This is a genomic window from Serratia plymuthica (assembly GCF_018336935.1).
GTDB lineage: Bacteria > Pseudomonadota > Gammaproteobacteria > Enterobacterales > Enterobacteriaceae > Serratia > Serratia plymuthica_B.
Map to the genome: position 1 here is coordinate 5,340,920 of NZ_CP068771.1, position 12,954 is coordinate 5,353,873.

Genomic DNA, 12,954 nt, shown 5'->3' on the forward strand with positions numbered 1-12,954 from the left:
GGGTATAGCCAAAAAAATAACCCGTTTTCAGGAGAGCCTTATGTCTCAAACCCAGGAAAAAATCTGGAAAGCGATAGCGCCGCTGCTGGTGCTCGCGATCCTGCTGTTGATACCCACGCCCGGCGACATGCCGCCGCAGGCCTGGCGCTATTTCGCCATCTTTGTGGCGATGATTGTCGGTATGATCCTGGAGCCGATCCCGGCTACCGCCATCAGCTTTATCGCCGTGACTCTCAGCGTGCTCAGCGCCAACTGGGTGCTGTTTGGCGCGCAGGAACTGGCGGAACCGGGCTTCAAGGCCGGTAAAGAGGCGCTGAAATGGGGGCTGGCGGGCTTCTCCAGCACCACCGTCTGGCTGGTATTCGGCGCGTTCATCTTTGCGCTGGGCTACGAGGCCACCGGGCTGGGGCGGCGTATCGCGCTGTTCCTGGTGAAGTTTATGGGCAAGCGCACCCTGACGCTCGGCTACGCGGTGGTGATCATCGATATCCTGCTGGCGCCGTTTACCCCGTCCAACACCGCACGCACCGGCGGCACGGTGTTCCCGGTGGTGAAAAATCTGCCGCCGCTGTTTGACTCGTTCCCCAACGACCCTTCATCGCGGCGTATTGGCGGCTACCTGATGTGGATGATGGTGGTCGGCACCAGCATCAGCTCGTCGATGTTCGTCACCGGCGCGGCGCCCAACGTGTTGGGGATTGAGTTCGTCGGCAAAATCGCCGGGGTGCACATCAGCTGGATGCAGTGGTTCCTGGCCTTCCTGCCGGTCGGGCTGTTGCTGCTGATTGTCGCGCCGTTGATTTCCTATTACCTGTACAAACCGGGCGTGACCCACAGCAGCGAAGTGGCTGCCTGGGCCAACACCGCGCTGGGTGAAATGGGCAAGCTGACGCGCAAGGAGTGGACTCTGATTGGCCTGGTATTGTTCAGCCTGAGCCTGTGGGTGTTCGGCGGCAATGTGCTGGACGCCACCACGGTCTGCCTGTTGGCGGTCTCGCTGATGCTGGCACTGCACGTGGTGTCGTGGAAGGACATCACCAAATACTCCAGCGCCTGGAACACGCTGGTTAACCTGGCGACGCTGGTGGTGATGGCCAACGGCCTGACGCGCTCCGGCTTTATCGACTGGTTCGCCCAGACCATGAGCACCCACCTGGACGGCTTCTCGCCGAACATGACGGTGGTGGCGCTGGTACTGGTGTTCTACTTCGCCCACTACCTGTTCGCCAGCCTGTCGGCGCATACCGCCACTTTGCTGCCGGTGATCCTGGCGGTCGGCAAAGGGCTGCCTGGCGTGCCGATGGAGCAACTCGCGATGCTGCTGGTGTTGTCGATCGGCATCATGGGCGTGTTGACGCCGTACGCCACCGGGCCGGGGGTGATTATCTACGGCTGCGGCTACGTGAAATCGAAAGATTACTGGCGGATGGGCGGCATTCTCGGCGTGGTGTATATCGCCGCGTTGCTGTTGATCGGCTGGCCTATCCTGCGTTTGTGGTACTGAGTTGTCCGCGGCCATCTCTCGATGGCCGCTAGTCGTGATACCCATCACACACTTCAGCGGATAACCTCTCCATCATAGCGAGGCGAAAGCTAACATATTCAAAATAATCACTTTCCTGGAGCCTCTGCGGATGAGAAGAAAAACGTTATTGCTGTGCTTGCCCTTATTATTGACCGGGAATGCCCTGGCGGAAACCAACGACTATCAGTTGGAACAGGTGCTGATGATGAGCCGCCACAACCTGCGTGCGCCGCTGGCCAATAACGGCAGCGTGTTGGCGCAATCTACCCCCAAAGCCTGGCCGGCCTGGGACACGCCGGGGGGCCTGCTGACCACCAAGGGCGGGGTGCTGGAAGTGTATATGGGCCACTATTTCAACCAGTGGCTCAGGCAGACTGGCGTATTGCCGCAGGAAGGCTGCCCGACCGCCGGCAGCGTTTATGTTTATGCCAACAGCCTGCAACGCACGGTCGCGACCGCGCAGTTCTTTACCAACGGCGCATTCCCCGGCTGCGACATCAGCGTGCACCACCAGGACAAAATGGGGGAGATGGATCCCACCTTTAACCCGATCATCACCGACAACAGCGAAGCCTTCAATCAACAGGCGCTGGGGGCGATGAACACCGAGCTGGCTTCGCTGAAGCTGGATGCGGCCTACAAACAACTGGCGAAAATCATCGATTACAAAGCGTCCAGCGCCTGTAAAACCGACAAGCACTGCGATCTGACCAAAGAGGCCAGCAAGATGAGCGCGGTGCCGGGCAAAGAGCCGGGCGTCGCCGGCCCGCTGCGGGTGGGCAACTCGCTGGTGGACGCCTTCATGCTGCAATATTACGAAGGCTTCCCGATGAAGGACGTGGCCTGGGGCAAAATCACCACGCCGCAGCAGTGGAAACAGCTGGCACAGTTGAAAGACGGTTACCAGGACTCGCTGTTCACCTCGCCGGTGGTGGCGCAGAACGTCGCCAAACCGCTGCTGACCTACATCAACGGTGCCTTGATTGGCGAACGCAAACCGGATGCGCCTAAGCTGACGGTGCTGGTGGGCCATGATTCCAACATCGCTTCGCTGCTGTCGGCGATGCGCTTCAAGCCTTATCAGTTGCCGCACCAGTATGAGAAAACGCCGATTGGCGGCAAACTGGTGTTCCAGCGCTGGCACGATAAGAAAAACGATCGCGACCTGCTGAAGATTGAGTACGTTTACCAATCCGCGGAGCAACTGCGCAATGCCACCCCGCTGACGCTGAAAACGCCGCCGCAGCGCGTGACGCTGGCGCTGGAAGGCTGCCCGGTGGATAAACAGGGCTTCTGCGCCTGGAGCGATTTCGAAAAAACCATGAAAGGCATTCTGTAATTCTGCCGCTCCTCTCCCTCGTTGCGGGGGAGAGGAATAATCGTTGTGGCCGGTCGATCCGGCGTCTAAAATTAGCGGCTTGCACACCCACAATGGACAACCCGTGTTCTCTTCTTTTATCCCCGGCATCGAATGGTTGAACCTGGACGGCTATCCGGGGCAGGTCGCCCGTTGCCGCTTTTCGCTGGCCAACTACCAGGATAGTTGCTTCGATGCCATAGGCATGGTGCTCCCCGATCATCTGGCGCGCGCGGTGCCAAAGCGGCGGGCGGAGTACCTGGCCGGGCGTTATCTGGCGCGGGCATTGCTGGCGCCGTTGGGGTTTGCCGATTTTACCTTGCCGCGGGGAGAAGACCGCGCGCCGCAGTGGCCGCAGGGGATTGCCGGCGCGCTCAGCCATAATGTGGATACCGCGCTGTGTGCGGTACATTGGGAAAGCGGGCTGGGGGGCGTGGGGCTGGACGTTGAAACGCTGATCCCGACCGAGCGAGCCGAAGAACTGTGGACCGTCATTGTCGGCGAGGAAGAGTGCGCAACGCTGCGCCGGCAGCCGCAGGCGTTTAACCAACTGCTGACGATAGCCTTTTCCGCCAAAGAGAGCCTGTTCAAAACGCTGTACCCGCAGGTGGGGCGCTACTTTGATTTTCTCGATGCGCGCACAGTGGCGATAGATACGCGGCAACAGATCTTTGAACTGGAACTGCTTAAGCCACTCACCGCGCATTGCCACGCCGGCCGCCGGTTTACCGGGCGTTACTGGCACCGAGGTGACGCCGTAACTACGTTTATTTATTTATAAATCAATTAAGTAAATCTCGTTACGCTGTCACTGCATCTGTCGGCGGCGCAACAGATGACGCGTACCTTCCGCCACCAACAACAGCACCGCCAGCCAGATCGGAATATAGGTCAGCCATTCGTCGCGGCCGATACTCTCGCCCAGCAACAGCGCCACCACCACCAACAGCACCGGTTCCACGTAGCTCAGCAGGCCAAACAGGCTGAACGGCAACAGGCGGCTGGCCAGGATATAACACACCAGCGCGGAGGCGCTGAGAATGCCCAACAGCGGGATCTGCACGTACAGCAGCGGATGAGTGGCCAATGCGGCCTGCGGCCCATCTCCGCCAAAGGCGAACCCGCCGGCGACCGGCAGCATCAGCGCCAGTTCGCACCACAGCCCGCCAAGGTTATCGGTACCGAAATGCCGACGAAGAATAAAGTAAACCGGATAACCCAGCGCCACTACCAGCGTCGCCCAGGAGACGCCGCCGACCTGATACAGCTCATTGCCGACGCCGATAATGGCGCAACCCACCGCCAGCTTTTGCAGCAGCGAAAGACGATCGCGGAAAATCACGCGTCCCGCCAGCACCATGGTCAGCGGCAGCAGAAAATAACCGAGCGACACCTCCAACGCCTTGCCGTGCAGCGGCGCCCACAGAAACAGCCACAGCTGAACCCCCAGCAGCGCGGAGCTCAGCGGCAGAAACAGCAGGCGGCGCGGCCGCTGTTTGATCCAGCGCAGCGTCTCGCTGACCCGGCGCCAGTCGGCGGAAAAAATCATAAACAGCGTCAGGAACGGCACCGTCAGCAGGGTGCGCCAACCGAAGACCTGTTCGCCGTCGAGCGGGGCCAGCGTGGAGGTGTAGTAATACATCACGGCGAACAATACCGAGGCGACAACCGAAAGAACGATCCCTTTAATCACGTGCGATCCCGAAAGGTTATTGATTTTATTGCGGGTACTCTAGAGAAGTTTGGCGCGCACAACAATGGCGAGCATCACACTGGACAATCCTCGGCGGCGAGTTAAAATAAATACTGGGTATTCATACAGGCATTAAGCAATGACTCTCGATCTTTTCGAAGACGCCGTGCCGCCGCCGTGGCGCGAGCAGATCGCTCCGGGCGCGGTGGTGATGCACGGTTTTGTGCGCGATCACGGGCCGGAGCTGTTGGCGGCGGTAAAGGGGGTGATCGCGCAGGTGCCGTGGCGGCATATGATTACGCCGGGTGGCCATGTGATGTCGGTGGCGATGAGCTGGTGCGGCAACGGCTGGAGCAGCGATAGCCGCGGTTACCGTTACTCCGAGCGCGATTCGCGCAGCGGCAAACGTTGGCCGCCCATCCCGGTTATTTTTATGGCGCTGGCGGACGAAGCGGCACAGCAGGCGGGCTTTGCGCCGTTCGTGCCGGATTCGTGCCTGATTAACCGCTACGATCCCGGCAGCAAGCTGTCGCTGCATCAGGATAAAGACGAGCACGATTTCGGCTCACCGATCGTGTCGGTCTCACTGGGGTTACCGGCGGTGTTCCAGTTCGGCGGCATGCAGCGCAGTGACCGGGCCCAGCGCATTCCTTTGGCGCACGGCGACGTGGTCGTGTGGGGCGGCCCGTCACGGCTGTGCTTTCACGGCATTATGCCGGTCAAAGAGGGCTACCATTCGCTGGTGGGGCCGCACAGGATCAACATCACCTTACGCAAGGCGCTTTAGCTGCGGTTCTTTGGCCAGACAGGCGACCAGATAATCGATAAACACCCGCAGTTTGGGCGGCAGATGCTGGTTGGGCGCATATAGTAACCATAGGCCGCCGTGATAGCTGCTGAGGAAATCCCATTCCGGCAGCACCTGCACCACTTCACCGCTGTCCAGCGCCTGCCGGGCGGTAAAATAGGGCAGGCTGCCAATGCCGAGGTGCTGTTTCACCGCATCCAGCCGTACGCCGGTATGGTTGGCGGCATAGCGGCCGCGCACGTTCACCGCGATCGTTTTGCCGGCGCGGCGGAATTTCCAGCGGGCGTCGTTGGGCGTTTCCCCCAGATAAATGCAGCTGTGTTGTGCCAAATCCTGCGGCTGCTGTGGCGTGCCGTGCTGCGCCAGATACTCCGGCGTGGCGCACAACAGATGTTCTATCGTCATCAGTTGGCGGCCGATAAGCCCGGGCGACGGGCGATCGGTAATGCGTAACGCCAGATCGACCCGATCGTCAATCAGGTCCATATAGCGGTCTTCCAGCCGCAGACGCACGTCCACCTTGGGGTAGCGGCGCAAAAATGCCGGGATATGCGGGTGCAGCACGAAGCGGCCTACCGCTTTGGGGACGCTGACGCTGATCAGGCCTTCCGGTTCTACGGCGCCCTGGCCGCTGATTTCCATCACCGAATGCGCGGCGTCCAGCATGCTGCGGCAGCGCAGGAAGGCTTCTTCGCCCTGTTCGCTCAGGCGCAGCTTGCGGGTAGTGCGGTGCAGCAGTTGCAGCGCCAGCGCCTGTTCGAGTTTCGCCACGCTGCGGCTGGTGGCCGAGGGCGAGGTGCCCAGCAGGCGGGCGGCGGCGGAGAAACTGCCGCTCTCCACCACTTGAACGAAAACGGCCATTTCGGCCAACAGCGAATGGGATAGATTTGTGCTCACAGCGCAAAGGTCCATTGTAAAGAAGACGGATTATCCTTTGATTATGGCATGAATATACTAGGCAGAGTTTCGTAACCAGGAGAAAGCGATGACCGAACGACTTTATTATTACAGCGACGCGCTGCAGGGCGAAGCGCAGGTGCTGGCCTGCACCCCGGTCGAAGACGGCGGCTATGCCGTGGAACTGAGCGCGACGCTGTTCCACCCGCAGGGCGGCGGGCAACCGGCCGATACCGGCGCTCTCGGCGCCATCCCGGTACTGCGTGTGGCGCAGCAAGGCGATAAGGTGCTGCATTTCACTGCCGAACCCGTGAACGCCGGGCCGGTGAGCCTGCAAGTGGATGGCGAGCGGCGCCGGTTGCACGCCCGCTGGCATTCCGCCGGCCACCTGATTGGCTGGGTAGGGGAAAACCACGGCTGGCAACCGGTGAAGGCGCACCATTGGCCGGGCGAAGGGCGCATTACTTTTGCGCCGGGCGCAGACCCGCAAACGCTGGAGCAAGATGCCTTGCAGGCAGAGCTGCAACGGCTGATCGCGGCCAATTTACCGCGCAGGCAGTTGGACGTTGAAGGCGTGCGTCAGGTGGGTTTCGGCGATCTGCCGGTTTACGGCTGCGGCGGCACCCACGTGGCTTCGCTGAGCGAGTTGGGCGCGGTGACCATCACGGCGGTGAAGATGAAAAAAGGGCAGTTGATTGTGCAGTATGAAATGGGCTGAGCAGGCTCAGCCCTGGCGGTAAATCGATCAGAATCGAATTTGCACCTTGGAAGACAGGTTTTTGTCGGCGGCGGCGATCAGCGCATTTTCAATCGCTTCCGGTGGATATTCACCGCTGAGCAGGGGCAGCGGGTCGATGCGGCCGTCCTGCAACCATTTAACGGCGGTAGTAAACTCGTCGACAAAGCGGAACGAACCGACCCAACGGATCTCCTTCACCAGCATCGGCATGACCGGATAATCGACGCTGTTGGCGCCCATGCCAACTTGCACCACGGTGCCGGCGGGCCGGGCCAGGGCCACGGTTGAGGCTATGGCCGCCGGGCTGCCGGAGGCTTCAAACACCACGTCGAAATAGCCTTTATTTTCCTGATAAGGCGCAGCGCTGCCCTCATTCAGCGGATTGAAGGTGGCGGTGGCGCCCATTTGCCGGGCCAGCGTCAGGCAACGGTCGCTGACATCGGAGGCGACCAGTTCGGACGCGCCGGCGCTGCGTGCGGCGGCCAGGATCAGGCAGCCGATGGGGCCTGCGCCTATCACCAGCACGCGTTTCCCCACCAGCGTGCCGGCAACATTGACTGCATGAATGGCAACCGCCAGCGGTTCGGCAAAGGCCATCACCTGCGGCGCGACGTTATCGCGGTAGGGAATGCATTGTTGCTCCGTTGCCACCACGTATTCGGAAAAACCGCCGTTAACGTGCGGATTAAACTGCGCGCTGCCCATAAAGCGCATGGTGGCGCACAGGTTTTGTTTGCCCGCCAGACAGTATTCGCAATGATTGCAGGGTTGAGATGGATTGACCGCCACCCGCTGCCCCACCCGCAGTGCCGATCCGGTGGGGGCCTGGCTGACGGTGCCGACGAATTCATGCCCGACTACCATAGGGTGTTTGAGGACCGACATGCCGGCGCGGCCGTGCTGGTAATAATGGATATCGGAGCCGCAGATGCCGCCGCGCTCCACCTTCACCAACACGTCATTCTCATCGTATTCCAGTTCGCGCAGCTCAACGCGCACGTCTTTTTCACCGTAGGCGAAGCAGGCTTTGCAGCTTAGGGTTTTTTTGCTCATTATTTTGCCTCAATGTTGTGGAGGTCCGCGCTGGAGTGCGGCGGTAAAGGTGTCTCCGGTTTCGGGGGAACGATCACCTCAATCTTGCCGACCAGGAAGGTGTACGCCAGCAGGCCCATTAACGCGACGGCGGCGATATACCACATCGCGTAGTGGAAGTTATTGGTGCGTTGCAAAATGACGCCAATGACGATAGGGCTGACGATGCCGGAAAGGTTGCCGCAGATGTTCAGGCAGCCGCCCATGGTGCCGATGAAATTGCGCGGGATCACATCGCTCCAGACCACCCAACCCAAATTGGAGAAGGCGTTGGCGAAGAAGGCGATGGACAAAATGGCGATGGCGATCACCGGTTGGTCTTCGAAAAAGTTGACCAGGCAGATAATCATGGTCAGGAACAGGCCCGACATGACCGGCAGTTTGCGGGCAAAGGTGCGGGATTTGCCCTTTTTCAGCAGCATATCGCTCAGCGTGCCGCCGCACAGCACGCCGGCCATCGCCATCAGATAGGGGAAGGACGCGCCCAGCCCGGCTTTGGCTATCGGCAGGTGCAGCCCTTTTTCCAGGTACACGATAAACCAGGTCAGGAAGAAATAGAGCGTGGAGGAACAGGCGAACTGGGCGATGAACAATCCCCAGACGGTGCGCTGCTTGAGGAAAAAGGCGATATCGCTCCAGCGTACTTTTTCGCTGACGTTAGCCTGGTTTTTGGAGCCGTAGCCGCCGCCTTCGCGAATATAATCCAGCTCCTGCCGATTGGTTTTGCTGCTGTGCTGCGGATCGCGGTAGGCGATCAACCAATAGATGCCGAACAGAATGCCGACGCCGCCGGACAGATAGAACGACATCTCCCAACCGTACTCCGCCACTATGTAGGACAGCGCCGGGGTTAACAGCGCCAGACCGATATACTGCGCACTGGAGTAAATGGCCGTGGCGCGCGCACGCTCATGGTCGGGAAACCAACTGGCGATGATCTTGGTGTTGGACGGGAAGGAAGGGGCTTCGGCAACGCCAATCAGCGCCCGGCAGGCCAGCAGCATCAGGAATGACGCGGTTGCGGTGGCGAATAAATGGTGCGAGGCAAACCCCATCATGAAGGTAAACAGGCTCCATAAAATAATGGCGCTGCCGTACAGGATCCGCGAACCGATGCGATCCAGCACGTAACCGACCGGGATCTGGCTGGCGGCGTAAAACCAGGTAAACATGGAAAACAGCAATCCCAACTGGGTGGCGCTGAGATCGAATTCGGATTGAATCTTACTGCCGGCGACGGACAGGTTGGCCCGGTCCATATAATTTATTGCCGTGACGATAAACAACAGCGACAGAATAAAGAATCGCGACTTTGTTGCTTTCATTTTTTTTGTCCTGGTGAGTGACTTGTTTTTATAGGTTTTTGGGGTACAGGGGCGGTATACCCGCCATGGGCAAATACGCATTCAGAGGCTGTGGGGAAATTACAACACGGCAAGCCAACCGCCATCGACGTAAATGATTTGCCCGTTAACGTAATTGGATGCGTCGGAAGCCAGATAGACGGCGGTGCCGATCAACTCCTCCGGCTTGCCCCAGCGCTTCGAGGGATTGCTGGCTTTCACCCAGCTGTCGAAGGCGGGGTTGTCGACCAGCGCGGCGTTCATATCGGTCAGAATATAACCTGGGCCAATGGCATTGGACTGAATGTTAAATTCGGCCCATTCGGCCGCCATTGAGCAGGTCAGCATCTTGATGCCGCCTTTGGCGGCGGTATAAGGCGCTACCGTCGCGCGGGCCGCCTGGCTGGTCAGCGAGCCGATATTAATGATTTTTCCGCCCTTGCCGCGGGCGATCATCCGCTTTGCGGCGGCACGGGCAACGATAAAGGCGCTGGTCAGGTTGGTATCGAGCACGCGTTGCCACTGCGCCAATTCCAGATCGACCAGCGGTTTACGATATTGAATGCCGGCATTGTTGATCACGATGTCGACGGCGACCTGCTCCCGATCGAGCTGGTTGAATACCGCTTCAATGGCTTGCTCATCGGTCACGTCAAAAGCAAAACCGCGTGCCCGATGGCCTTGCGATTGCAAGCGTTCGACCGCGGCCTGTACCGTCGCGGGTTGGGTGCCGTTAAGGATAACGGCGGCACCGGCTGCCGCCAGCCCCTCGGCGTAGGAAAAACCTAATCCGCGGGTAGAACCGGTCACCAGCGCCGTTTTCCCCGTTAAATCAAACAGAGCAGACATATCAACCCCTTATGGTTGGTTAAATGATGCTGATGCCTGACGGGCCGTTAGGGGCATCATGCGAGATTCAGCGCCAACAGCTTGTATGACATCATTCATATTAAAATTGCGGTAAGCCTTGATGGAAATCAATGCGGTTAAACGGTTTTTGAAACTTCGATCACAAAAGAAAATTTCCATATGAGAATCGATGTTTTTAAATTTAATATAAAACAATGAGATAAATGAGTTCTGTTTTACAGTATGACACAGCGCACATAATTTTTAATTGGCGCTTCAGGGCTTGCGTCATCGGTGATATAAGTTCCCTTATCTTGTAGGACAACTTATAAGTTTGCGATCAAAGGAGTTTCCAGTGGGCAATCTAAAAATCACCGGCGTGAAAACCATTCTCACCGCCCCGGGCGGCATCGATCTGGCGGTCGTGAAGGTAGAGACCAACCAACCGGGGCTGTATGGGTTGGGGTGCGCGACTTTCACGCAACGCATACATGCGGTGAAAACAGCAATTGATGACTACATGGCACCGTTTTTAATCGGTAAGGATCCGGCGCGGATCGAGGATATCTGGCAATCCGCCTGCGTAAGCGGTTACTGGCGCAGCGGGCCGATCATGAATAATGCGCTGTCCGGCGTCGACATGGCGTTGTGGGATATCAAGGGCAAGGTCGCCGGTTTACCGGTGTATGAACTGCTGGGGGGCCAGTGTCGCGATGGCATTCCGCTGTATTGCCACACCGACGGCAGCGATGAGTTCGAGGTGGAAGACAACATTCGTGCGCGTATGGAAGAGGGTTATCAATACGTGCGTTGCCAGATGGGGATGTACGGCGGGGCGGGGACGGATGACCTGAAGCTGATCGCCACTCAGTTGGCGCGGGCAAAAAACATTCAACCCAAACGTTCGCCGCGCAGCAGCACGCCGGGCATTTATTTCGATCCGGACGCCTACGTGAGAAGCGTGCCGCGTCTGTTTGAACACTTGCGCGACAAGCTGGGATTCGGCATCGAGTTTATCCACGATGTGCATGAGCGGGTGACGCCGATCGCGGCCATTCAACTGGCGAAAACGCTGGAACAGTACCAGCTGTTTTATCTGGAAGATCCGGTGGCGCCGGAAAATATCGATTGGTTGAAAATGCTGCGTCAGCAGTCTTCTACGCCGATCTCAATGGGGGAGTTGTTTACCAACGTCAATGACTGGCGGACGCTGATTACCCACAATCTGATCGATTACATCCGCTGTCACGTCAGCACCATCGGCGGCATAACCCCGGCGAAAAAGCTGGCGACGCTGAGTGAAATCCACGGGGTACGCACCGCATGGCACGGGCCGGGGGATATTTCTCCGGTTGGCGTAGCGGCTAACCTGCACCTGGACATGAGCCTCACCAATTTCGGTATTCAAGAGTACACGCCGATGAATGACGCGCTGCGCGAGGTGTTCGCCGGCTGCCCGGAGATTGAGCGGGGTTACGCCTACCTGAGCGATCGCCCGGGGTTGGGCATCGATATCGATGAGAAAAAAGCGGCGCAGTATCCGTGCATCGGCGGGATCCCGTCCTGGACGCTGGCGCGTACGCCGGACGGCACGGCATCCCGGCCTTAACCTTGCTTGGGGGCGCATTTATTGCGCCCTTTAAAAGCGAGTCATTCGCTGCCCGCTGCGGTCTGCTTGAGTTTTTCGATGGCGATGACGTTCTCCGCCATCGCCTCATTGAGCACCGCAACGGCGGTAGAAGAGTCGCGGTTTTTAATCGCCATAAACACCTTGATGTGCGCCTCGACGCTTTCCAGCGAAATGCCCAGTGCCCGATTCAGTTCTTCCAGATAGTAATAATAGGTGTCTTTGATCGAGTGCATCACGTTGTAGAACACCTTGTTCTGCGACGCTTTGGCGATTGCGAGATGGAACTCGAAATCGGCCTGGGAATACTTCTTGTAATCGTCTTTGTTGACCAGCATGCGGTTCAGCGCCTGTTCCAGCGCGGTGATGTCTTCCGGTGTGGCGTTTAATACCGCCAGCTCCATGCATTTGAACTCTACCGTTTGGCGGAACACCATCATGTCGTGAAACTCTTCACGGCTGAGGTGCATGATGGGTTGCTGTTCGTTGAACAGGTTTTGCGGATTAAGATGTTTGGCGACGAAGCTGCCTTTGCCCTGATGGGTCACCACAATGCCCAAATCGCGCAGCCGCTGCACCGCGCTGCGAATGCTGACCCGGCTGACGTTGAAAGAGGCGGTCAGTTCGGCTTCTGAAGGCAGTTTGCTCCCCGGCGGCCAACTGCCGTCCAACAGTTTTTCTTTAATTTGTTCGTAAACCGCGTTGACCACGTTGTGTTTTTGGATCGATTGAAGACTCATGATACCCGTCGCATAAGTTGTCCTACAACATGCCTGTGGTATAGCACGCCAGGCTACAGGTGTGAAGTTTTTCACCGCATTTTTGCGTGGCTGGGCCAGGCCAAGGTGGCATAAATTTATGTTACGATCGCCATTCCGATTTACGGCGCGGGTGATTGATTGCGGTGCGACAGTGATTCGCTTTTGCTCCGGAAGGGTGTCATACAAGTCACGGTATGACATGTGATGTTTTAAAGCGATAAACAGAAAACCCTGTCTGGATCGGTATTCATTAAACCTCCCTC

The 12,954-nt window shown here is 58.3% G+C and carries 12 protein-coding genes; 6 read left to right on the plus strand and 6 right to left on the minus strand.

What is annotated here, in order from left to right:
* The first annotated feature begins 40 nt into the window (after nucleotides 1-40).
* From JK621_RS24750 to JK621_RS24760, 3 genes are all read left to right on the plus strand, one after another.
* On the plus strand, nucleotides 41-1,504 hold the full coding sequence (locus JK621_RS24750; RefSeq protein WP_212558067.1) for an anion permease: 1,464 nt from the start codon (nucleotides 41-43) through the stop codon (nucleotides 1,502-1,504).
* Between the two features lie 130 nt (nucleotides 1,505-1,634).
* Complete coding sequence (gene agp / locus JK621_RS24755; protein WP_212558068.1) at nucleotides 1,635-2,864, plus strand: bifunctional glucose-1-phosphatase/inositol phosphatase; 1,230 nt, start codon at nucleotides 1,635-1,637, stop codon at nucleotides 2,862-2,864.
* Nucleotides 2,865-2,967: 103 nt separating this feature from the next.
* Nucleotides 2,968-3,663, plus strand: a complete 696-nt coding sequence (locus JK621_RS24760) for a 4'-phosphopantetheinyl transferase family protein (protein ID WP_212558069.1) — start codon at nucleotides 2,968-2,970, stop codon at nucleotides 3,661-3,663.
* A 27-nt stretch (nucleotides 3,664-3,690) separates the two neighbouring features.
* Here the strand turns inward: JK621_RS24760 and rarD are convergent, their stop codons facing one another.
* Entirely contained in the window at nucleotides 3,691-4,575 is an 885-nt protein-coding gene (gene rarD, locus JK621_RS24765) for an EamA family transporter RarD (protein WP_212558070.1), read from the minus strand.
* Between the two features lie 139 nt (nucleotides 4,576-4,714).
* On the opposite strand from rarD, the gene alkB reads away from it, so the two are divergent.
* Complete coding sequence (gene alkB / locus JK621_RS24770; RefSeq protein WP_212558071.1) at nucleotides 4,715-5,362, plus strand: DNA oxidative demethylase AlkB; 648 nt, start codon at nucleotides 4,715-4,717, stop codon at nucleotides 5,360-5,362.
* On the opposite strand, the gene JK621_RS24775 is transcribed toward alkB, so the two are convergent.
* Nucleotides 5,345-6,280 carry a LysR family transcriptional regulator gene (locus JK621_RS24775; RefSeq protein WP_212558072.1) on the minus strand — a complete coding sequence of 312 codons (936 nt, stop codon included), beginning with the start codon at nucleotides 6,278-6,280 and terminating at the stop codon, nucleotides 5,345-5,347. The two genes, alkB and JK621_RS24775, sit on opposite strands and share 18 nt — an antisense overlap.
* Nucleotides 6,281-6,368: 88 nt before the next feature.
* Between JK621_RS24775 and JK621_RS24780 the strand changes: the two genes are divergently transcribed.
* Nucleotides 6,369-6,998, plus strand: a complete 630-nt coding sequence (locus JK621_RS24780) for an alanyl-tRNA editing protein (RefSeq protein WP_212558073.1) — start codon at nucleotides 6,369-6,371, stop codon at nucleotides 6,996-6,998.
* Between the two features lie 27 nt (nucleotides 6,999-7,025).
* Here JK621_RS24780 and idnD read toward each other — a convergent pair whose 3' ends face one another.
* The 3 genes from idnD to JK621_RS24795 all read right to left on the minus strand — a co-directional run bounded on the left by idnD (nucleotide 7,026) and on the right by JK621_RS24795 (nucleotide 10,303).
* Complete coding sequence (idnD, locus tag JK621_RS24785) at nucleotides 7,026-8,072, minus strand: L-idonate 5-dehydrogenase (protein WP_212558074.1); 1,047 nt, start codon at nucleotides 8,070-8,072, stop codon at nucleotides 7,026-7,028.
* Nucleotides 8,072-9,436, minus strand: coding sequence for an MFS transporter (locus JK621_RS24790; protein WP_212558075.1), 1,365 nt, complete (start codon nucleotides 9,434-9,436; stop codon nucleotides 8,072-8,074). Before JK621_RS24790 ends, idnD begins: the two co-directional genes overlap by 1 nt.
* 99 nt (nucleotides 9,437-9,535) lie before the next feature.
* Nucleotides 9,536-10,303 carry an SDR family oxidoreductase gene (locus tag JK621_RS24795; protein WP_212558076.1) on the minus strand — a complete coding sequence of 256 codons (768 nt, stop codon included), beginning with the start codon at nucleotides 10,301-10,303 and terminating at the stop codon, nucleotides 9,536-9,538.
* A gap of 355 nt (nucleotides 10,304-10,658) precedes the next feature.
* On the opposite strand from JK621_RS24795, the gene JK621_RS24800 reads away from it, so the two are divergent.
* Entirely contained in the window at nucleotides 10,659-11,912 is a 1,254-nt protein-coding gene (locus JK621_RS24800) for an enolase C-terminal domain-like protein (protein ID WP_212558077.1), read from the plus strand.
* A 41-nt stretch (nucleotides 11,913-11,953) separates the two neighbouring features.
* Here the strand turns inward: JK621_RS24800 and JK621_RS24805 are convergent, their stop codons facing one another.
* Nucleotides 11,954-12,670 carry a FadR/GntR family transcriptional regulator gene (locus JK621_RS24805; protein WP_212558078.1) on the minus strand — a complete coding sequence of 239 codons (717 nt, stop codon included), beginning with the start codon at nucleotides 12,668-12,670 and terminating at the stop codon, nucleotides 11,954-11,956.
* Nucleotides 12,671-12,954: the final 284 nt, after the last annotated feature.